Source organism: Paenibacillus glucanolyticus (assembly GCF_037333485.1).
Taxonomy (GTDB): domain Bacteria; phylum Bacillota; class Bacilli; order Paenibacillales; family Paenibacillaceae; genus Paenibacillus_AQ; species Paenibacillus_AQ glucanolyticus.
The window spans coordinates 4,723,004-4,745,210 of the sequence record NZ_CP147845.1; the positions used below are offsets into that span (position 1 = coordinate 4,723,004).

The following is a 22,207-nucleotide window of genomic DNA, read 5'->3' on the forward strand; positions in this document are numbered from 1 at the left end:
CCATTGTTTCTCATTCATGATTTTTAAGTAATACTTGTCCATTTACAAAGTTTCACATGCCGGTCATAGATCAAAATCAAAGTCTACCAGCTTCTCAGCAATGTCGTTAAATGTTTCCTCCGACTGCTGATAGTAATTTTGCCACTGCTCCTTGCTCCAGATCTCCACTCGGCTCGATACGCCGATGACGACGCATTCTTTCTCGAGCTTGGCGAACTCGCGCAAATTGCCCGGCAAATTTACCCTTCCCTGTTTATCCCATTCACATTCCGTCGCCCCGGAGAAAAAAAACCGGGTAAATGCGCGTGCATCCGACTTCATGAGCGGCAGGGACTTGAGCTTCTGCTCCATGATGGCCCATTCATCTCGGGGGTATACAAAGAGGCAGTTATCCAAACCGCGGGTTACGATAAATGAATTGCCCAGGAGGTCACGAAATTTAGCAGGGATAATGATTCTCCCCTTATCGTCGATGCTATGCTGAAACTCCCCCATGAACATCAGGCATTCCACTCCTTAACCCCGATTCCCCACTTTGCACCACTTTCCACCACTTTAGGATAATAGATTCGGCGTCAAGAATCAAATTCCTTCAAAGATGCATTTGTTTTTTTGGAACTTTCTCTCAGAACCACCGCACAAAAAACCTCCTTTCATTCCTCATTGGGAATAAAAGGAGGTTTGCAAATGATCTAAAGCTGCTGCGGTATTAGTGCTGAGCCCAGCTGTCCAAGTAGGATTTCTGCTCATCGCTCAGGCTGTCAATTTGGATACCTAGACTTTCCAGTTTATATAATGCAACCTGTTGATCCAATTCGTATGGAACATTAACGACACGGTTACCGATACGCTGGTATTGATCATTCACATGTTTAAGCGACAACGCCTGAAGCGCAAACGTCATATCCATGATTTCTGCGGGATGCCCATCTCCTGCCGCAAGATTCACAAGGCGGCCTTCTGCAAGCAGATAAATCTTACGGCCATCGTTCAGATGATATTCCTCGATATTGCGTCGAACCGTACGAACCGACTTGGAACGTTCCGTGAGGTCCGGCTTATTGACTTCTACATCAAAATGACCGGCATTCGACAGGATCGCTCCGTCTTTCATGACATCGAAATCTTCCCCGCTGATTACATCCCGGTTGCCTGTCACCGTGACGAAGAAATCTCCCAGCTTCGCTGCTTCACGCATCGGCATAACGTGGAAGCCATCCATGTAAGCCTCAACCGCCTTAATAGGATCAATCTCGGTCACAATGACGTTGGCGCCAAGACCTTTAGCGCGCATAGCCACGCCCTTGCCGCACCAGCCATACCCTACAACGACGACGGTTTTGCCTGCAACAACCAGATTTGTTGTCCGGTTGATTCCGTCCCATACCGATTGTCCGGTTCCGTACCGGTTATCAAATAAGTATTTGCAATACGCATCATTTACAGCGACCATCGGGAATTTCAGAGAGCCTTCTTTTTCAAGGGACTTCAGACGCAGGATTCCTGTTGTTGTCTCTTCGGCACCACCCCGGATTCCTTCAAGCAGATCCGTGCGCTCCGAGTGGAGTATTGTTACGAGATCCCCGCCATCATCAATGATCAAATCCGGTCTTGTCTCCAGAGTTGAAATGAGGTGCTGCTTATACTCTGCCGGATCCGGATTATACTTGGCAAACACCGTGATTCCGTCTTCTACCAGCGCGGCGCATACATCGTCTTGCGTAGACAACGGATTACTGCCGGTAATGGTCACTTCAGCTCCGCCAGCCTGAATGACCTTTGCCAGGTAAGCTGTCTTCGCTTCCAGATGCAAGGAAATGGCCACTTTCAAGCCTTTGAATGGCTGTTCTTGTTCGAACTGCTCGTGCACCCGGTTCAGTACCGGCATATGCGCCTGCACCCAATCAATTTTCAGATGGCCTTCCGGTGCCAGTTTCAAGTCGGTAATATTGCTGGTTTGTATTGATGATGAGCTCATATTAACAGCCTCCCGTGATCTGATGATTGAATTCCTGCTCATTATACGTAAACAACCCGGTGAATGCCCGAACTTTCGTATGGGATTTCCATCAGGCTATCCACCAGATTCAATCCATAACGATTCATGTATTCAAGGATGTTGTACACCCTCTCCTGAGGCTTGCCTTCCGGTAACAGCGTTTGCTCGATCCGCTTCCACTGTGCCAAGGCGGCCTCATGCTGCTGTTCCAATGCATTCCGGGATTTACTCAACAGGTAATCCATCTGCTCCAATATCTTATCTTTATTGGTTAATCCTAATTTTAACAGTCCTGACTGCATTCTGCCAAGATCTTCTATTAAGGGTTGATATAAAGCTTCAAATTGTTCACGGGTCTTGCTGAATCGATCCTCCAGATTCAGTTCGTCCTTGCTCGCAAGCCATGTCTCGCGCTTCTTGTCGAGGCGGTTCTGAACATCTTCGAAGGATATTTCATATTTCTCCATGAGTTTATGGACGGTTCCGTCTACGATGGAGAACGACATTCTCGGTATGATCAGCGGCATCTGCAGACCTAAATCAGCAAAGGCATAACGCGTAATCGCCCAATAAGAAATTTCCCCCGGACCGAGTATCGTTCCCAGCACAGGCAGCAGACAATCCTGCATAATTGGGCGAGTCAGCACATTGTTGCTGAAACGCTCGGGATGCGCATGCAAATCTCGAAGAAGTTCCTGCTCTGTGAGCGTAACCATGCCTTTACGGTCTGAGAATACATTCCCCTCCCGGTACAGCAGTAAGCGTCTGCCTTCATGCAGGTAGAACAGGTTAGCCCCATTCTCGGAAACATCGGCCTGAACATCATAACCAAGTCCCTTGATATCCCTTGCAGCCAGCTGATACGAAAGTCCTAAGGTTTCATTATGAGTGATCAGCGATTCGAATACAGGTACTTCCAGCGCCCGAAGTCCGGGGTCCGCCGAATCCAGCAGTATGAGGCCATATTTGCCAAACAAACGGTTGATCAGTTTAGCGAAGGCCTCGCTGAGCCCCCTCGAGCCGTTACACGCATCACGTGCCAGCTTCAATATATCTGCCTTGTACTCGCTGTCTGACAGCTTCGTTTGCAGCTCTGACAGCATCAAATTCCAATCCTCTTCGGCAACGCCAGTGTAACTGACAGACGTTCTAAGCCCATCCTTTGCGTCGAGCTTGATTTTGGAAATCTGCTGGTCCTGACGTAGGAAAAAGGTATGATTCACTTCATCCCAGTCATGATCCTCCCCAGCAATCCAGAACACAGGCACAACGGGACGATTCAAGCGTTCCTCCGCTTCACGGGCGGCTTGAATGACGGTAATCGCTTTATATATAACTAGCAGGGGTCCAGTGAACAGCCCGCTTTGCTGTCCGCCAACCATGGTTACCGTTCCCGGCTGCTCCAGAAGCTGGAGTGATGTATGTACGGCGGGATGATCATTGTGTAGCTGATTATACGTACGAAGACAGTCTACCAGCACTTTACGCTGAACTCGCTTATCTTCGGAAAGATCCAGCCATTTTACCCGCTCGGCATAGCCGTGCTCGCTGCGATGATCTTCACCATAGAACCCGCTTACCCGTTCGAAGTGGTGAATATAATCCTGAGCGAGACGCGAAGCGAGGGACAATGGTTCCGGAACGATATTCATGAGGTCTGCCTCCTATTCTGAGTCGCAACCAAATCTAGATTGTTAAGCACTCGAATTTCTTATATATGATTAGCCTTTCTTGATTGTACCGAATGTTGGCATTCTGCGTCAAAGGAAAAGAATAGCCGCCGGCATACAAGCCGGCGGCTATTCTAGAGATCAGCATTTTTTCTGGATTTAGGACAAGCGCGCTTTAAGCGTAGGCTTTAGCAACCCAGTGTCCTTTAGATACCTCTATCAGCTCCGAATCCTTCACGTCCAACTGGACGGTTCCGTCCTCGCCTTTGGCTGCTGAAATCGGTCCCTGCATATCATTCTCGAGCTTGAGACGTTTTTTGTTTGCCTCGATTTCCGGATCCGGAATCGGAATCGCGGACAGCAATGTTTTGGTGTACGGATGGATCGGATTCGCATACAGTTCTTCACTATCTGCCAGCTCCACCATTTTACCCAAGTACATTACCGCTACCCGGTCACTGATATGCTTAACCATGGACAAGTCATGCGCAATGAAGAGATAAGTCAGGCCAAGGCGATCCTGCAAGTCCTTCAGCAGGTTAACAACCTGCGCCTGGATGGAAACGTCAAGCGCTGAGATCGGTTCATCACAAATGATGAATTTAGGGTTAACCGCAAGTGCACGGGCTATCCCGATCCGTTGACGCTGACCGCCAGAAAATTCATGAGGGTAACGCGTCGAATGGTCACTATTCAAGCCAACCATATCCAGCAGCTCCTCGATCCGCTTCTTGCGCTCGGCGCGGCTGCCTGCCATTCCGTGAATATCCAGTGCTTCTCCGATGATATCCGAAACCGTAAATCTTGGATTCAGCGAGGCATACGGATCCTGGAAAATCATCTGCATGTCACGGCGCATCGCCTTCATTTTGCCCGGAGACAGCTTGTAAATGTCGGTTCCGTTAAAGTTAACGCTGCCGGCAGTTGGTTCGTAGAGCCTCAGAATTGTCCGTCCTGCTGTTGACTTGCCGCAACCGGACTCTCCCACCATACCAAGCGTCTCGCCTTCGCGAATATAAAAATTCAAGTCGTCGACCGCTTTAAGGATGTTGCCCTTACCGACATTGAAATACTTCTTAAGGCCCTTTACCTCGATCAAGTGGTTATCCTTCATGAACCTTGCGCCTCCTTCGCCATCGGATGCAGATTCCAGCAGCGCGCCATATGCGTGTCACTGAATTCCGTTGCGCCCGGATCTACCCGTTCACAAATTCTCATAGCTTCATCACAGCGCGCAGCGAACGGACAGCCTACCGGAGGTTTAATGAGATCCGGCGGTGTTCCGATAATCGGAATAAGCGGCTCGTCTTTTTTCTGATCCAGACGCGGCATCGAACGAAGCAGGCCTTTGGTGTAAGGATGCTGGGGATTTTTGAATATCTCCCATTTCGTTCCGGTTTCCACGACTTCACCTGCATACATAACGATAACACGGTCACACATTCCGGCAACCACACCAAGGTCATGCGTGATCAGAATGATCGATGTTCCGAGGCGCTCCTGCATTTCCTTCATAACATCCATAATCTGTGCCTGAATGGTAACGTCGAGTGCCGTTGTCGGCTCATCGGCGATCAGCAGGGTCGGCTTGCATGCAAGCGCGATGGCTATCATCGCACGCTGGCGCATACCGCCGGAGAACTCATGCGGATACTGATTGAAGCGTTCCTCGGCATTTTTGATGCCAACCAGCTTCAGCATTTCAATCGCATGTTTTTTTGCTTCCGAGAAGGACATCCCTTGGTGCTTAACCAGCACCTCCGTGATCTGCTTCCCTATTCTAATGGTCGGATTGAGCGAGGTCATCGGATCCTGGAAAATCATTCCGATATCCTTGCCGCGAATCGCTTCCATCTGTTTATTGGTTTTTTTGAGAAGGTCTTGTCCTTGGAAAATGACCTCTCCTTTTTTAATTTCTGAGGGCGGGGACGGAATCAATCGCATAATGGTCTGGGCAGTAACACTTTTACCGCTTCCGGACTCACCGACGATGGCAACCGTCTCCCCCTTGCCGACTTCAAAATTCATGCCGCGCACAGCCTTTACTTCACCGCCGCGAACACGAAACGATACGTTGAGGTCCTTCACCTGCAAGATCGGTTCCATACCTTCCCACCTCCTATTTTTTCAATTTCGGATCAAGAGCATCACGCAGTCCATCACCGAAAATGTTGAATGCTAACATCGTCAAGCTGATAAATAGAGCAGGGAACAACATCCGCCATGGATAGTACATCCATCCGGACAGCGCATCATTAATCATGGAGCCCCAAGAAGCGACCGGAGCTTGAACGCCAAGACCAAGGAAACTCAGGAAGGCTTCGGCGAAAATTGCACTAGGCACCGACAAGGTCAACGTAACGATGATCGGTCCCATCGCATTGGGTATCAGATGCCGGAACAACAGGCGGGAAGTCCCCGCACCCATGGAGCGAGAAGCAAGTACATACTCTCTGCTCTTGAGCTGCATGATCTCGCCCCTTACAATCCAGGACATATTGATCCATCCCGTGATGGTTAAGGCGAGTATGATCGTCCCTAAACTTGGTTCGAATACAACGAGCAGTAAAATCGTAACAAGAAGATATGGAATGGAATACAGAATTTCTGCAAACTTATTCATAAACTCATCTACACGGCCACCGAAGTATCCCATGATGCCGCCATATATAACACCAATCATCAAGTCAATAGCAGCTGCTGCAAGACCAACGGTCAATGAAATCCGAGCGCCCATCCAGGTACGTACAAAAACATCGCGTCCCAGGTCGTCGGTTCCAAACCAATGTTCTGATGAAGGCGGCATGTTCGTATTCATGTAATCATTCGTCTCATAGTCATAATTCGAGATCATCGGGCCGATAATGGCCATGATGATGATGAGGATCATAATAATCAAGCCAGCCATCGCTAGCTTGTTCTTACGCAATCTCTCCCAGGAATCTCTCCACGAGGATAAACTTTCACGCTGTATTACTTCGGATTGTTTCTCATCAGGACCAATCTTCTGAAAATCTTCAGGCTTCAGGTTTAGTGCCGCAGGATGAGGCATACTTTGTTCTTTCTCCATGTCTACCTCTCCTTCCCGCCGGTCAATTTAATACGTGGATCAACGAATATATACACGATATCCGTAATGAAACGCGCCAGCATCAACAAGATGCCGTAGAAAATGGTGATACCCATAATCACTGTATAATCACGGTTTGTAATACTTTCAACAAACTGCTTACCGATACCGCCAATACCAAAGATCTGTTCAATAACAACCGAACCTGTGATAATATTCGCTGTCATCGGGCCGACGTAGGTTACGACCGGCAAAATACCATTTCGGATGACATGACGGAACATAATGGCAAACCAATTAAGTCCTTTCGCCTTCGCCGTCTTGATATAATCCGAATGCAGCACCTCCAGCATGCTGGATCGTGTCAAACGGGCAATAAATGCAATCGGTTGAGCGGATAACGCTATAACCGGAAGCACGTAATCTAGCGGTCCTTCAAAGCCCATGACATTGAAGATGCCTGCCTTCTCAGCCAACAGGTACTGCAGCAAAGATGCGAGTACAAAACTCGGTACCGCGATCCCCAACACCGAGACAATCATAGCGATGTTGTCAATCAGCTTGCGGTGATACAGTGCTGCAAGCATCCCCAGCAGGACACCCACGATAACGGATACGACAATCGCAATGAGACCCAGTCGCAGTGAAGGCCCGAACGTGTCGACAATAATACCAGTAACGTGTTGTCCCTGCTTCTTCATGGACAAACCAAAATCACCCTGGACGATATTCCCCAAGTATTTCGTATACTGCTGAAACAACGGTTTATCTAAATCATACTGTTCCATCAACCTCGCCAAAATTTCAGGCGATGGCTTTTTCTCTCCCATAAACGGATCGCCCGGTATGGCTTTCATAAGAAAAAAAGTGGCTGAGATCAGTATGAACAACGATACAAGCATATAAAAAAACTTACTCGCCACATACCTCAGCATTTCGCTAGCCTCCTGATCAGTTGTTCTAAACCAAGCCGTCTATATAATTGTATAATTCCAGAACGGATTGAGCATCCCTTAACTTTCCCCAACGGACACAAGATTTGGAAACCTTGCGCTCATACAAAAAAATCGGGATATATATGAGGTTTGAATGCCCCACATATATATCCCGAACCGTAACCTTTTATAATTGGTTTACAAAAGACTACTCGATATATGCACGTGTGAAATCGATATCACCTTTATAATCCAGATGGAGGTTTTTCACCCATGGTTTAACCAGGGACACACTGGAGTAGTAGTAAATTGGCATTACAACCTGGTTGTCTTGAACAAGAATTTTCTCGGCTTTGGACATCAGCTCCATGCGCTTAGCATTGTCGCTAGTAGCATAAGCATCTTTCACAAGTTTGTCATATTCTTCGTTCTTGAAGCCAGTGTCGTTGTTACCACCTTTGGATGTCCACATATCGATATAAGTCATCGGGTCGTTATAGTCTGCTCCCCAACCGGAACGTGCAACTTGATAGTTCAGATCCGTACGGTTTTTCAGGAATACGCCCCACTCTTGGTTTTGAACTTTTACATTAACGCCGAGATTATTCTTCCACATATCGGAAACCGCAAGTGCAATTTTCTTGTGATTGTCATCGGAGTTGTGGATCAGAGTAACTTCAGGCAATGTGGTATAGCCTTTTTCCTTCATACCTTGCTCGAGCAGTTTCTTAGCCTCTTCAAGATTTTCTTGGAAGTAAGTATCCGGTACCTCTTTGCGGTACTCGTCGGACTCACCCTTGATACCCGGAGGAACAAAACCAAATGCAGGGATTTGTCCGCCTTGCGTAATTTTTTCTACAATTGCCTTACGATCAATCGCCATCGAGAATGCTTTACGGATGTTTACATTGTCAAATGGTTCTTCAGTTGTGTTAAAGACATAGAAATATGTCGATGAAATACCTTTGATCATCAGCTCATCGCCAAGTTCCTTCTTGATCGCACTCAGCTGATCCGTCGGGATGTTGCCTGTTGGATGCCCTGCATAATCCAGCTCATCGTTGCGATAGCTTGAAACTTCAGTTGCCGAGCTGTTGACGATACTCATTTTGACTTTTTCAAGTTTGATGGAATCCTTGTCCCAGTACTGGTCGTTCTTCACAAGCTCGATCTTTTGACCTTTAGTCATTTGTGAAACCTTGAACGGACCGTTACCGATCAACGTATCCGGCTTGGTTGCCCAAGAAGCATTTCCTTCAACGGAGCTGTGAACCGGGAAGTACGTTTGGAATGACATCAAGCTGAGGAAGTAAGGTGTTGGGTTTTCGAGTGTAACTTCCAATGTATAATCGTCAGTTGCCTTTACGCCAACCTCATTAGCGTCTTTAATGTCTCCAAGATTGTAAGCTTCAGCATTTTTGATGTAATACAGCTGATAAGCGTATGGTGATGCAGGTGTAAAGTTTGGATCAAGTACACGTTTCCAAGCATACTCAAAATCTTTTGCTGTTACTGGATCGCCGTTGCTCCATTTGGCATCTTGGCGAAGGGTGAAGACATATTTCAGTCCATCTTCAGAAATATCCCATTTTTCGGCTACGCCTTGCTCTTCGGTGCCGTCCGCACCTTTACGAACCAAACCTTCAAATACAGAACTAATTACCGTATTCGATGTGTTATCCTGAGCCAAGCCCGGATCCAATGTAGGAGGGTCGGAAGCAAGGTTCATGCGGAAGACCTGCTCTTTAGGCTTGTCCGTTCCGCCATTATCGGCGCCTTCGTTCTTGTCAGCTCCACATGCTGCCAACACGGAGCTGAAAGCAAGAATAAGCGTCATAAGAAGCAGTAATTTTTTGTGTTTCTTCATCTTGCGGTATCCCCCTCATAGATTTTAGGTATATGCTTATCGATTATACAACCAGTGGTCAAAAAAATCCAGAAATCAATAAATTGAAAAATCTGCCTGACCCAAGAATCAAATAGATTTATCATTGAATTCTAGTTATTACATTGTTCTTACGTAACTTTAATTATGTATGAAAGGATACCAAAAAATGTGAAAACTACGTAACCGAAACTCATAGCAACGAAGCCAAGCCGCCAGACGGCTCTCGCCAGTCTTTTGCCGTTAACCTTGCCCTTCCAGCGGTTCTGCGCACTTCCGATTAGCCCAGTTGCAATAAGCAGCATGAGGAGAATAAGATAGAACCCGGATTTGGACTGGAACGTATTATTAAACAAGGCGGATACCGAAAACAGCAGGAAAAAAGTGGTGACATCCATAGCCAGCCCAAACGCTTGTTTTCGATTTTTGTTTCTTTGCAAGACGATCATATAAACAAGGATAAATGGAATGAACGGAAATAGACTTAATGTGTTAAACACACCCTGCAAGAACCCCATGCTTAAACCCCCCTATGTATTCATCCCCTCAATGAGCTGCACAATGAGCTCGTGTGTTGGCACCGCAATGCCATATTTACGCCCCAGGCCTACAATGCTTCCGTTAATCCAGGCCACTTCGGTCGTTCTGCTGTCCATAACATCCTTTAGCATGGAAGACGTGTTACCCGAAGTCGATTGACAGACAGCTACAATCCATTCCCAGAGCCTGCTCCCATAAGAGATGCCGCCCGCTTTATATACGGCGATCCCTTCATCATAAAGCTGCTGCATCAGCCTGACGCGTTCGGGCGATGATAACAGCTCTCCATTAGGAATCCGCCACAATGCAGTCAAAGGGTTAATCACCGCATTCATCAGCAGTTTACGATAGATCATCACATCCATTTCATTCGACAATAAAGCTTCAAATCCTGCTCTATTCAGCTGTTTAACGAGCTCATTTTCATCATTTCCCTCTGAAACTGGGCTTGCAGAGTCCTGTTCGGGCATGAATTTGCCGATTGTCGTCGTTCCGCGGCCAGCATGCAATACAGATACGAGACTTGTGCGTTTGGCTCCCTCTGTTGTAATGGCCGCATACAGTGTCCATGCAGGCAGCAGTTCTTGAAGCCGCTCCAGATGCCCCGTCCCGTTCTGATAGCAGATCAGCCTGCGATGGTCTTGACCATATGGAGCCAGCACCCGGGCTGCCAGATCTTCGATCCCTTGCTGCTTCAACATCAGAAACAGATAGTCCGCATCGGCTGCAGCCCCTCGCTCGGCAAAGGAAGACAGTGTGCAGACCGTGAGCGAGCTGGAATCCATCCGCTTGTGCCGGCCTGTACCTTCCTCGATGGTGATGCCTGAAGCCTTCAGCATGTCCGCTTGCTCTTCACTGCGGCACCATAACGTGACACGGCAGCCGGAGCTCGCAAGTTTGCCTGCATATAACAGGCCCAATGAGCCTGCACCGATGATATGTATATTCATGTTCATGTGAATCCTCCAAAAGTAATCAAACGTTACGTACTAGCCCTAGTATATATCAGAATAATCTCCTATACGCACAAATAACCCGCCAAAGCGCATGAAATGCACTAATGCGGGTTACGGTGAATAGCAAAACAACCTTTTTTCCTATTCGATTCGTTCGAGATTACCGTTTGCATCCATTTTGAAGCGAGTTTTAAGTTCCTCATCCTCTTCGTTTAAGAAAGCCAATCTTCGTGCCCGATCCATAATCTGAATCAATGCCTTATAATCATCATTGACAACATGATAGTCAGTTTTCACTTCGCTTACTTCCTTTAGCAAACGTTGATTCTCACTGCGAAGCCTTGCGAGCTCATCCTCTTTCTCACGCAAACTCTTCTCAAGCGATTTATACTGACGCGAACTTTCCTGAAGCCCACCCTTCCATTGACGAAGGAAACGGATGACGGCATCAATAGAAAGCGTTTCTTCACTTGCACCTTCATTCTTGTATACATCCTGTTCCAGTTCCGGAGCAGCCAAGCCAGCAACCTGCGGTCCGCTTAAGGAAGGCTGCTTCTTATAATAACTTCTCTTCTGACGCTGAGATTTCGCCAAACTGATAGCATCCTCATATTTCTTGCGAACACAACTGTTCCAACGAAATCCGCATGCTGCCGATGTCCGGCCTATTCTTTCTCCCACTTCCTCAAAGGCAGCCAATTGGGTGCTGCCCTCACGAATATGACGCAGGGTCACCTCCGCCAATATCAGGTCGTCCTCTGCACTCCATGCATCCTGTCTCACTGCTGACATACCATAAAACCCTCCTAACGACATCCTAAAATAACCGTCTTCAATACCGTAAATCCGGCTGCTGAATAGGGTATAAAAACTGCTTAATTCATTTCTATGCCTCTCATAGAGTTCATAGAATCTATTTGATACTAAAATGTATTTCCATTTTGGATACAGATCATACTCTTACAGGAGGGAAAACCACCGATTAGCTGAATTTGTTAACGAATTCAATGCCCTGCTTCTGGATAATAATAAAAAATGAAGGGTTTTCTTGAGTTAGGCGTTTACACGTTTTTCCCATAACGCTATAATGTTCATAGCAGCATTATGTGCGTACATACGAGAGGAGGATATAATCGTGGCACGGATGTTTCGAGTCCTTGGCTTTTTCACCCTGACTATCGGGTTGATGGCCTTTGCCGGTGATCATATTGAAATGGCTCTGCTCTTCTTCCTGCAGACTGCATTTTTCGTGATCCTGGGATATTTGAAATTCACGGAGAGAACCTATATTCTTCTCTTCTGGGCTTATATGATCGTGACCTTCACGGGCTTTAGCTATTGGACGGTCTTCATTATGGGCAAACCACTCTAACAAGCATAACCATGCAAGCGATTTATCGATCTGCCGGCGGTCAACCTGGACAACCTGAGGCTGCGCTGGTGGGTTTTCCTTGCGCTTAGAGAACAAGTACTTAAAAAAGCGATCAGGTGCTTTAGCTGCCGGATCGCTTTTTTAGTTCCTAAGGATTGATAATTGAGTCGTACACGTCATATATTGGTTAAACATGAAGGGACAACGGATGGATTCCTTTCGACTAACAACCATTCAAGGAGGACTCCCGTTTGAATGTTCGAGTAAAATATCCGATCCTCCCGTTCTTGCTGTTCATCGCCCTGTTGTTCTGCTTCATTGCAGCTCCTGTCGCGGTATATTCGCAGCAGGAAACAAGTCCTGCTATGCCTGATTCGGAAGAGGCGCGCCAACTTCTGGAGGACAGCCTATCCATCGTGGAGATTGATCATGAAATTGAACGGATAACCAAACGTCTGGATGAATTGCAGGTGCTTCAGAATGAGCTGCAAATCAAGATTCAGGATATGGGCACACGCATTGAAGACCGGCGGGATCGGGCAGGAGCTGTTCTTCGGTCTTATTACATGGGAGAACGGGATCACTTATTCTTGATGCTGTTTTCCGCCAAGGATTTAGCCGGTTTTTTTCGAATCATGGACTTCTACGATATTATCATTCAGAACGACCGGGATACGCTTACGGTTTACAACAATCAATACCGCTCCCTCGCATCAGCCCAGGCTGAAGCAGCTCGAAACGCCGCTCAGCTCGCGGATGTAAAGGACAGCCTTGTCAAGCAGCGCGAGCGGGTACTTGCGCTTGAGAAGCAGGTTGACGGGGCTCTGACAGCCAGCGGCAACCCGGATGCGATGAAAAAGCTGATTGAAGAATTCACACGGTATTGGGAGAATGTAGGACTGTATGAGGTGAAACGTCACTTTCAGGCCCTGGCCAGTGCCATGGAGAATCTGCCGCAATTTGTCCAAGGTAGCAAAAATATGTTGAAAACCAACGGGAAGGTGTACACCATTGATATCCATGAGGATGATCTCAACGCATTTTTGAGGTCCCAGGATGAGATTTTTAATGCCTTTTCGTTTCATTTTGACGACGGGAAGGTGACAGCTACCGGTAAAAACGGCAATCTATCCCTGCTGATTGAAGGAAAATACACCGTAATCAATGAACCGGAGAACGCCATCATGTTTCAAGTTGATAAACTTGTGTTTAATCGGCTGGAACTCCCGGATACTACCCGCAAAGCTTTGCAGGAAGAATTCGACATGAACTTTTATCCGAAACAGCTGGTGTCCTTCTTGAAGGCAACCGAAGTATCGAGCGAGGACCAAAGACTCGTGGTGAAAATGGAACTGGACTTATAGCGGGCCCTCTCTCTCTGGTGCCGTAGTCCTGACAAAACGAACAAGCTGCCCTGGATAGGCAGCTTGTTCGTTTAATTATTCGTGTTGATCAGACCTGTACAACCTCATATATTCTTCCCTCGTCATTTCCCCAAGCAGCAATCGGCGTGCCGACTCGGAATAGGTAAGAAAACCTTCCGCATCCCCGAATTCCAGAGCAGCCGCTTCATTCCGGGAGAGCAGCACTTGAGCCGGCACGGCCGCTTTTTGCCAGATGCCCCGATCTCTTAAGGCTGCACCCGTAACATACAGCTCCGAAACAACCGGCAAAGTTCCGACGTCTTTACTCCATTCATGCTGAATATCTTTATCTGTCATATAGGTAATCCATTTCATCGCTAAGGCGGGGGATTCCGTGTGCGCGGCTACCGCAAAACTTCTCGTCCGGACGACAGGTGTGTTCAAATGGGTCTTTCCCATCGCAAGGGCAAGAGATAAACCTTCGGTATCCTTGTCTGAAAAGCTAGAATAGGGTTCAATGACCACCGGTGCCTCCCCCTTCCCAGAGGATGGAGAAGACGGTTCCTCAGTGTTCCTCGGAGTATCCTCCTCGACTTGGTTCGTTTCCATCATTTGCTTCCTGTTGTGAATCAGCATATCCAGCACCTCTTGCTCCGGCTTGGAAGGATCACCTTCCAACAAGTGGACTGCTGCACCGAACGCATATGGATCATTCGGATCAAATGAGATCACAGGGGTTTCTATATGTAGCTCAAAAAATTCCTGCCACGCCTTACGGCTCTCCGGCATTTTGAATACAGTACCGTCCTTCTCTTTGGCCTGCCAGGTCATCACATAGGGATCTATATCAAATGGCATCCCCCATTGATATCCGTTCCACTGCAGCGGCGGCAGAAGACCGCTCAAGGTATCGCCGCCAGGCATGACCGCTTGCGATGCATCAACCGGCAATAAATAGCCGTTCATTGCAAGCGCTTTAATATAGTGTGTATCCATCAATAAAACGTCGGGCCCTTCTCCAAGGGTCATCTGAAGCAAAAAAGACTCTAGCTGCTCTTCATTGGTTTCCAGAGGAACGATTTCAATCTCCGCCCCCGTCTCCTCCTTAAACCGCTCATTGATCGCTTTAAGCTGCCGCATCTCATCACCGTTCAACTGAACTCCGACTTTAACAGGACCCAGATCACGATCCGGAATATCCGGCCTTTGCTGTGGAGGGATCGGCTCATCCCCCGGCGGTTCTCTTCTTGTATTGTGAGTGAAGTCAAAACTGGGAGATAAACTGGATAAGGACAACAGTAAAATGGCGAACAGGAACCAATATTTTTTCCGCTTCATATCCCATCTTCACTCCTTCTGCAGGCACATGCCCTTATTTTACCAAACTTCTAGTGCTCTTGTCCTATCTTTTTTAATATTTATCTAGTCCATATTTTGTTAAAAACCGAAGACAAATAGGACTGCCCGCTGATCATAGGCAGCCCATATCATTATGATTATTCTTCATCATCATTTCTCGGGAAATATAAGGATTACAACAGATCCGCTGCCAGCTGCGCCAGCTTGGAACGTTCCCCTTTTGTCAGCGTAATATGACCGCTTAAACTCTCTTGTTTGAAACGTTCTACCACATAAGTCAGGCCATTGCTCACGGCATCCAGATATGGGTGATCAATCTGTTCCGGATCCCCCATCAGGATGACCTTGCTCCCTTCTCCAGCACGGGAGACAATCGTTTTGACCTCATGGCGGGACAAGTTCTGGGCCTCATCCACAATGATGAATTGACCCGGAATCGAGCGGCCCCTGATATAAGTTAATGCCTCCACCTGGATGCTGCCCAGCCCCATCAGTATTTTGTCGATATCTCCCGATTTTTTTGTATCGAACAGGTACTCGAGATTGTCATATATCGGCTGCATCCAAGGTCTTAATTTCTCGTCCTTCTCACCAGGCAAATAACCGATATCCTTTCCCATTGGGACGACCGGGCGTGCGATCAGAAGTTTCTTGTATTTATGTTCATCCTCGACCTTGGACAGACCCGCTGCCAATGCCAACAGCGTTTTGCCCGTTCCGGCTTTCCCCGTTATGGTGACAAGTGGAATGTCGTCATTCAGAAGCAATTCAATCGCCATGCGCTGCTGGGCATTTCGTGCGCTGATGCCCCATACAGGTTCGTTGCTTAGATGAAGGGGCTCCAATCTTGTTGCGTCTTCATTTACATGAAGCAGCGCAGACTTCCCTGAACCCATCTCGTCCTTCAGGATAACAAATTCATGCGGGTACAGCGGGTAGGACAATTGAAGAGGTTTAATAGGCAGATAACGGTAGCTGTAAAATTCATCGATGACCGAAGGATGCACCTTTAATGTGGAGAATCCGGAATACAATTCACTTGGATCTGCCGTCCGGTCTGATAAATAATCCTGTGTCGTTAATCCGAGCACATCCGCCTTGATTCGAACGAGCACATCCTTACTGACCAGCACGACAGGTCTTCCAGTGTCCTTTGGATCCTCCTCCAATTTATAATTCAACGCGACAGCCAGAATGCGGTTGTCGTTGGATGCCTCGCTAAATAACTCCTGTACCTTGACAAAGCTCCGATGATTCAGCTCAACCTTCAATGTCCCGCCATTCTCCAGGTGAACCCCATCATGCAGGTGCCCCTGTTCTCTTAACCCGTCAAGCAAACGGGAGACCGTTCTGGCATTACGGCCAATCTCATCGGCATTTCGCTTTTTGGAGTCAATCTCTTCAAGAACCACCGCAGGAATGATGACTTCATGCTCCTCGAATGCATAGATCGATTGAGGATCATGCAGCAGTACGTTCGTATCCAGCACAAATATTTTTTTCATCTTATCCCTCCACTGCTTCTTCATCAGGTACACACATAAACCTTTCCGTCCCGGACATAATAAGCTTAGCGACTGGAGTAATTTAGTGAACTCTACTACGAAAGGACAGATCAATCCATGAGAGCTGCTCTATCCATCATGCTAACGGTGTTTTTGCTCGCAGGCTGCGGGACACCAAATCACAATGCATCACCCTCTCCTCGTAATAAAACCAATGGAACCACAGTGAACAATGTTAACAACATGAATGGGAACAGAGGTTATACCACTAACAATGTAGACGGTACAACTCCGGATAACACCAATTCTGGGCGAGTCGGCAACGTGAATGACAACAACGGGAAAGTTGATACCACTACCGCAAATCACCTGAAATCACTTGCTGAAAGTGTGCCCGGCGTGAAAAACGCAAACTGTGTAGTCATGGGTAAAACCGCTGTTGTTGGTCTTAATGTAGATGGAGATTTAGATCGTGCAGAAGTCGGAAGCATCAAATACACAGTCGCTGAAGCCCTTCAAAAGGATCCAGCAGGTGCCAACGCACTTGTTACCGCTGATCTGGACGTTTCGAATCGCATAGCTGAACTTGGCCGCCATATCCAGCAAGGTCATCCAGTCTCAGGCGTTGCTAGCGAGCTTGCAGACATCGTAGGCCGCATCATCCCTCAGCTGCCTAAAGATGTAACGCCAAGAGACGGTAGTGCCGAGGATGTCGGAGCTCAGACGGTAAAACCGAATAACCACCATGCGCCAGCCAAACATCAGCACAAGAAATAGCAGTGTCTGACGATGAATCGTCTTTGGATTGGTGGTTCATCCGTCATAAGCCGAGTTTGTCCGTCAAGCGTCTCCAAATTTCATACAAAAAAGCCCAGTGAATGCTCACTGGGCTTTTTTCATGGTCATAACAACGCCTCGAACCAGCAATGCTGCTGCATCGGAGACATGACCCGTATCGTATTCGGAGTGCTGTGCCGAATTTGGTATAAATTTGACATCCATGCCGAATGAACCTGTCATCTGGGACATGGAATCAGAAGGATGGCATCTGCATGCTTCCCATCTGCGGATGGATTCTGCCCGCACAAACGCATGGGCATCCTCATCAGTCTGCCGATTCTGGTGGATGAATGGGTGTGTCGTATGCATCATGAGGTAGGGCATTCCTTCGGCCTCCTGTACAATGATCTCCATCTGATACATTGTATTATACCATACGATAAAACTTGCCTTCAATTGTCACGGAGTTGCTTTAGAATCCGCTTCTGTCCCCTGTGCATTGTGTTTGCCAGCAAGTTCGTCTTGCAGTGCTTGTCTTGCTGCGTCCAGTTCATCGTTATTAATGTAGACGTTAGGACTTCTCCACTCACCGGTTATTGGCATAAATTTAACATCTTCTTTTCCAATATCATAATAAGTCATAAGCAAATCTCGGATCTGCTGCTGCTCGAAATCGGTGGTCATATTGTCACTAACCGCATCTAGCGCATTGCCAACCTTCGTAACGCCACCGAACGATTTCATCCTGTCGAGCAGGGAATGCAGCACCTCGCTTTGACGAGCGTTGCGATCAAAGTCGTTGGATTCCTTGGTCTTCGGACTACAGTTCATAGATTTGCGGTAACGTACATAATCTAGCGCCTTCTTGCCATCAAGCTTCTGCGGACCCACCGTCAGGTTAATATCAGTTCCATCCACCGAATCCCGATGGCACATATTGTATTGGACGTTAACGTCTACACCGCCGAACGTATCCACAACATCACGGAAGCCCTGAAAATCGATAACTGTCACATAGTCGATATTAACGCCAAGATATTTACTCATCATCACTTTCATTTCTTCTTCAGCCGGAATACCGCTGCCCGGCTCCTTCTTCTCAGCTGCATTGTATGCCGCTTTAAACCTTGGATAATAAGCGTTGAGTTTGGATGACTTATATCCTTCAAGTTCAATCAGCGTATCCCGAGGGAGTGATACCAGCGTTGACGAATTGGTTTCCGGATGCATGGTGGCCACCATTACTACATCCGTCAAATAAGTTCCGGTCTCCGGCCGATGATCCGTACCCAAGAGAAGCACGGTGAGCGGCTTTTCTTTTGCGGATTGTCCAGGTGCTACAGGCTTGTCGATCCCGCTTTTTTCAATAACCTGATTCCCCTTGACGAACAGGTATCCGGCATAACCTGCTGCTGCCAAGACTGCGATTAACAGTACGATAAGAACAAATTTAAAAAATGATTTCCATGGACTTTTTTTCTTTTTTGGCACTGGCTGTTTCTTGCCCTTCCCCCCACTTTTGGCTCTCGGAGGGAGATTGGTATGATTAGAATTCATATCATAACACCTGATTTCATTCAAATTAGATGAATGTCCGATAAACGCTTCAAATATCGAAGCATTTACCGGACCATGGTTGTTGACTTCTCTCTCTTATAAACGATGGGGACTGACAAAAAGTTGCCGTATACTTGTTGCCATAGCTGCTAAATTTCTACAAGGCCTAAGACTTAGGCTCAGCCTGGGACTTCTTCTTCTGACGATCTTCGACAAAGTAACGAATACGCACCATCAGCATCAATGCCACAGCTACTAACAAACATTGGATAATCGGCAGCTTGTCGATCTGAAACACAAGCAGTATCGCCGAACCCAAGGCCATCAAGATATACAGCAGAATTTCCTTTAATAAAGGAAGCTTCTGCTTTACACGGAATACCTTGTTGTAAACGTAGGTGATCAGCACAAAAATGACAATATAGGAGATGAGCGGGTGCGAGGCAAACCATTCTTGCATGATAGGTTCACTCCTTTAGACAAGTAGATCTCTATCTATTATAGATTTGCTTGCGCCATTTTACGATGTTTTTCTGCACGCTCGCGCTCACTCTTGTTCAGGATCTTCTTGCGAAGACGAACGGACTTCGGTGTAATCTCGCAGTACTCGTCATCATTCAAGTACTCCAGAGCCTGTTCCAATGAGAAGATGACCGGTGTTTTCAATTTAACAGTATCATCCTTAGTTGCCGAACGAACGTTGGTCAATTGCTTCTCTTTACAGATGTTTACAACGATATCGTTATCGCGGGTATGTTCCCCGACGATCATGCCCTCATAAATTTCAGTACCCGGCTCCAGGAACAGGGTTCCGCGATCCTCAACCGACATCATCCCGTAGAACGTTGTAGAGCCGTTCTCCGTAGAAACCAGAACGCCTTGGTGACGTCCGCCGACTTGGCCGCCGATAAGCGGTCCATAGCTGTCGAATGCGTGGTTCATGATGCCGTAACCGCGAGTCAGCGTCAAGAAGTGTGTACGGTAACCGATAAGGCCGCGGGCCGGAATCAGGAACTCCAGACGCACTTGTCCGTTGCCGTTGTTCACCATGTTCACCATCTCGGCCTTACGAGCACCGAGGCTCTCCATTACAGCACCTGTGCTTTCTTCAGGCACGTCGATCATCAGACGTTCGATCGGCTCCATTTTGGCACCGTCGATTTCTCTGACGATAACCTCAGGCTTGGATACTTGAAGCTCGTAGCCTTCGCGACGCATATTCTCAATCAGAATACCGAGGTGAAGCTCACCGCGACCTGAAACGATGTACGCATCCGGACTGTCGGTTTCATCCACTCTCAAACTTACGTCTGTTTCCAGCTCTTTGAAGAGACGGTCGCGCAGTTTACGGGATGTTACCCATTTACCCTCGCGTCCGGCAAAAGGACTGTTGTTTACAAGGAACGTCATTTGCAGAGTAGGTTCGTCAATTTTAAGAACTGGAAGTGCCTCGGGATGTTGGGGATCGGCAATGGTTTCTCCGATATTAATATCTTTAATTCCCGCGATCGCCACAATGTCTCCTGCTCCTGCTTCAGCAACTTCAATCCGCTTCAGTCCTTGGAAACCGAACAGTTTCTCGATACGGGCATTCTTGGTGGAACCGTCGCGAAGCATAACGGTTACCGGCTGACCTTGCTTAATAATCCCGCGGTTCACACGACCAACGGCGATACGGCCAAGATATTCATTGTAATCCATCAAGGTTACGAGGAACTGAAGAGGCTCGTCCACTTTTTCGGTAGGGGAAGGAATATGGTCAATAATGGTTTCGTAAAGAGCAAGCATGTTATCATCCTGCTTATCGGCATCCAAACTTGAAGTACCGTTCAAGGCTGATGCATATACAACAGGGAAGTCCAATTGGTCGTCGTTCGCTCCAAGCTCGATGAACAGGTCCAGGACTTCATCAATAACTTCAGCCGGGCGAGCCGCTGGGCGGTCGATTTTGTTAACTACAACGATTGGCGTCAAGTTATGTGCAAGCGCTTTGCCTAATACAAACTTGGTCTGAGGCATACAGCCCTCATAAGCGTCAACCACGAGCAGAACGCCGTCGACCATTTTCATAATACGCTCTACTTCACCGCCGAAATCGGCGTGTCCAGGTGTATCCACAATGTTAATCAAGAAATCTTTATACGTAATAGCCGTATTTTTGGCTAGAATGGTAATTCCGCGTTCGCGCTCCAAATCATTGGAGTCCATCGCGCGCTCCTGCAGCGTCTCATGCTCCCGAAAAATACCGGACTGCTGCAGCAGTTGGTCTACAAGTGTTGTTTTGCCATGGTCAACGTGAGCAATAATGGCAATGTTGCGAATCTGATCTCTTGATTGCATAAATATATCTCAAATCCCTTCTATTCGAATGAGCCACAAAGAAAGCGCCGGACGACATGCCGACGCTTCAACATACTTCCTATAATATAGGTAAACGAGCGGGAAAATCAAGTCTTTTCAGAAAACTTCCAGTAACATTTATCTCTTACCAATTACCAACCTCTGCTCCATTTATTATTCCGTCTAGAGCGATTACGGCCGAGGATCATCCAAATGCCTGCAGCAATTAAGATCAGGGCAATAAGATAGAATCCCCCGGTATCTAGCCAGGTGAATATAAAAATCAGAATGGAGAGCAGCGTAAGTCCAAGCGCAACAGGCAGTGCAGCACCGGGACGCGGAGTCTCATACAGATAATACTCATACAGGCCAACGGCAACGCCAAGAATCAACACAGGCCATAATGAAGCCATCAGTCCCCATCCTCCAATATTGCATATGAAGAACAGGATCCCGTAAACCGTTAGAATACCGCCCGGTATGAGGATGGCGGCAGAGGCACGGCGACCAAAAAACATGATATGCAGAAAAATACCCGGCAGCAGCAGAACCAGCGGCCATAATGTTCTGCCTAAAAATCCAAACACACCCAGCTTGCCGAGCAAAATAACGACTCCAGCGACAACGATGAATATACCCAGCGCCAAATCTTTTCTGGAGGACATTTGATCACCCTCTCCTCATTATATGTATCACCCAAAATAGCGGTTTATAAAATAAGTGGTTACGTTAATTTTAGCCCAAACCGACAAAAAAAACCATATCTTGAGTTTGTTCCACTCAAAAATAGCATCGCCCTGCAGCATATGCCTTAAGCAAACAAAAAAAGATGGCTGCCGATGCAGTCCATCCTTTTGTTTCCAGCTTCCTATTTT

At 47.3% G+C, this 22,207-nt stretch carries 21 protein-coding genes; 3 read left to right on the forward strand and 18 right to left on the reverse strand.

Annotated elements, in window-relative coordinates; translation table 11 throughout:
• Positions 1 to 63: 63 nt before the first annotated feature.
• From mraZ to WDY75_RS22325, 11 genes are all read right to left on the reverse strand, one after another.
• Positions 64 to 501: a division/cell wall cluster transcriptional repressor MraZ gene (gene mraZ / locus WDY75_RS22275; RefSeq protein ID WP_006209069.1), complete on the reverse strand. Its 438-nt coding sequence runs from the start codon at positions 499 to 501 to the stop codon at positions 64 to 66.
• Between the two features lie 208 nt (positions 502 to 709).
• Positions 710 to 1,978 (reverse strand): adenosylhomocysteinase, encoded by a 1,269-nt coding sequence (locus tag WDY75_RS22280; RefSeq protein WP_063478965.1) that lies wholly within the window; start codon positions 1,976 to 1,978, stop codon positions 710 to 712.
• A gap of 41 nt (positions 1,979 to 2,019) precedes the next feature.
• Positions 2,020 to 3,651, reverse strand: a complete 1,632-nt coding sequence (gene bshC / locus WDY75_RS22285; RefSeq protein ID WP_063478964.1) for a bacillithiol biosynthesis cysteine-adding enzyme BshC — start codon at positions 3,649 to 3,651, stop codon at positions 2,020 to 2,022.
• A gap of 193 nt (positions 3,652 to 3,844) precedes the next feature.
• Entirely contained in the window at positions 3,845 to 4,783 is a 939-nt protein-coding gene (locus WDY75_RS22290; RefSeq protein ID WP_063478963.1) for an ABC transporter ATP-binding protein, read from the reverse strand.
• Positions 4,780 to 5,775 (reverse strand): ABC transporter ATP-binding protein, encoded by a 996-nt coding sequence (locus WDY75_RS22295; RefSeq protein WP_036637867.1) that lies wholly within the window; start codon positions 5,773 to 5,775, stop codon positions 4,780 to 4,782. Before WDY75_RS22295 ends, WDY75_RS22290 begins: the two co-directional genes overlap by 4 nt.
• Positions 5,776 to 5,788: 13 nt before the next feature.
• Complete coding sequence (locus WDY75_RS22300; RefSeq protein WP_063478962.1) at positions 5,789 to 6,739, reverse strand: ABC transporter permease; 951 nt, start codon at positions 6,737 to 6,739, stop codon at positions 5,789 to 5,791.
• Positions 6,740 to 6,741: 2 nt separating this feature from the next.
• Positions 6,742 to 7,674, reverse strand: a complete 933-nt coding sequence (locus WDY75_RS22305; protein WP_063478961.1) for an ABC transporter permease — start codon at positions 7,672 to 7,674, stop codon at positions 6,742 to 6,744.
• Positions 7,675 to 7,882: 208 nt separating this feature from the next.
• The gene (locus tag WDY75_RS22310) at positions 7,883 to 9,541 is read right to left on the reverse strand and encodes a peptide ABC transporter substrate-binding protein (RefSeq protein WP_063478960.1); all 1,659 of its coding nucleotides are present in this window, start codon (positions 9,539 to 9,541) and stop codon (positions 7,883 to 7,885) included.
• A gap of 149 nt (positions 9,542 to 9,690) precedes the next feature.
• Positions 9,691 to 10,077 (reverse strand): DUF3397 domain-containing protein, encoded by a 387-nt coding sequence (locus WDY75_RS22315; protein ID WP_036637861.1) that lies wholly within the window; start codon positions 10,075 to 10,077, stop codon positions 9,691 to 9,693.
• Between the two features lie 12 nt (positions 10,078 to 10,089).
• The gene (locus WDY75_RS22320) at positions 10,090 to 11,055 is read right to left on the reverse strand and encodes a ketopantoate reductase family protein (RefSeq protein ID WP_082834315.1); all 966 of its coding nucleotides are present in this window, start codon (positions 11,053 to 11,055) and stop codon (positions 10,090 to 10,092) included.
• Between the two features lie 141 nt (positions 11,056 to 11,196).
• The gene (locus WDY75_RS22325) at positions 11,197 to 11,847 is read right to left on the reverse strand and encodes an RsfA family transcriptional regulator (protein ID WP_036637856.1); all 651 of its coding nucleotides are present in this window, start codon (positions 11,845 to 11,847) and stop codon (positions 11,197 to 11,199) included.
• 343 nt (positions 11,848 to 12,190) lie between these two features.
• On the opposite strand from WDY75_RS22325, the gene WDY75_RS22330 reads away from it, so the two are divergent.
• Together WDY75_RS22330 and WDY75_RS22335 are read left to right on the forward strand one after the other, a co-directional pair.
• Entirely contained in the window at positions 12,191 to 12,427 is a 237-nt protein-coding gene (locus WDY75_RS22330) for a DUF2626 domain-containing protein (RefSeq protein WP_006209059.1), read from the forward strand.
• A gap of 251 nt (positions 12,428 to 12,678) precedes the next feature.
• A complete protein-coding gene (locus WDY75_RS22335) occupies positions 12,679 to 13,791 on the forward strand; it encodes a coiled-coil domain-containing protein (protein WP_063478959.1) in 1,113 nt (370 codons plus the stop codon).
• A gap of 75 nt (positions 13,792 to 13,866) precedes the next feature.
• On the opposite strand, the gene WDY75_RS22340 is transcribed toward WDY75_RS22335, so the two are convergent.
• Positions 13,867 to 15,129: an extracellular solute-binding protein gene (locus WDY75_RS22340; RefSeq protein ID WP_063478958.1), complete on the reverse strand. Its 1,263-nt coding sequence runs from the start codon at positions 15,127 to 15,129 to the stop codon at positions 13,867 to 13,869.
• A gap of 194 nt (positions 15,130 to 15,323) precedes the next feature.
• Positions 15,324 to 16,655, reverse strand: coding sequence for a PhoH family protein (locus WDY75_RS22345; protein ID WP_006209056.1), 1,332 nt, complete (start codon positions 16,653 to 16,655; stop codon positions 15,324 to 15,326).
• 117 nt (positions 16,656 to 16,772) lie between these two features.
• Between WDY75_RS22345 and WDY75_RS22350 the strand changes: the two genes are divergently transcribed.
• A complete protein-coding gene (locus WDY75_RS22350) occupies positions 16,773 to 17,432 on the forward strand; it encodes a YhcN/YlaJ family sporulation lipoprotein (RefSeq protein ID WP_006209055.1) in 660 nt (219 codons plus the stop codon).
• 105 nt (positions 17,433 to 17,537) lie between these two features.
• On the opposite strand, the gene WDY75_RS22355 is transcribed toward WDY75_RS22350, so the two are convergent.
• The 5 genes from WDY75_RS22355 to WDY75_RS22375 form a co-directional block, all read right to left on the reverse strand.
• Complete coding sequence (locus tag WDY75_RS22355; protein ID WP_156515049.1) at positions 17,538 to 17,819, reverse strand: hypothetical protein; 282 nt, start codon at positions 17,817 to 17,819, stop codon at positions 17,538 to 17,540.
• A 75-nt stretch (positions 17,820 to 17,894) separates the two neighbouring features.
• The gene (locus WDY75_RS22360) at positions 17,895 to 18,992 is read right to left on the reverse strand and encodes an LCP family protein (RefSeq protein ID WP_036644416.1); all 1,098 of its coding nucleotides are present in this window, start codon (positions 18,990 to 18,992) and stop codon (positions 17,895 to 17,897) included.
• Between the two features lie 166 nt (positions 18,993 to 19,158).
• The gene (locus WDY75_RS22365; protein ID WP_006209052.1) at positions 19,159 to 19,452 is read right to left on the reverse strand and encodes a YlaH-like family protein; all 294 of its coding nucleotides are present in this window, start codon (positions 19,450 to 19,452) and stop codon (positions 19,159 to 19,161) included.
• Between the two features lie 38 nt (positions 19,453 to 19,490).
• Positions 19,491 to 21,332 carry a translational GTPase TypA gene (typA, locus tag WDY75_RS22370; protein ID WP_006209051.1) on the reverse strand — a complete coding sequence of 614 codons (1,842 nt, stop codon included), beginning with the start codon at positions 21,330 to 21,332 and terminating at the stop codon, positions 19,491 to 19,493.
• Between the two features lie 152 nt (positions 21,333 to 21,484).
• The gene (locus tag WDY75_RS22375) at positions 21,485 to 21,997 is read right to left on the reverse strand and encodes a hypothetical protein (RefSeq protein WP_063478956.1); all 513 of its coding nucleotides are present in this window, start codon (positions 21,995 to 21,997) and stop codon (positions 21,485 to 21,487) included.
• Between the last annotated feature and the right edge of the window lie 210 nt (positions 21,998 to 22,207).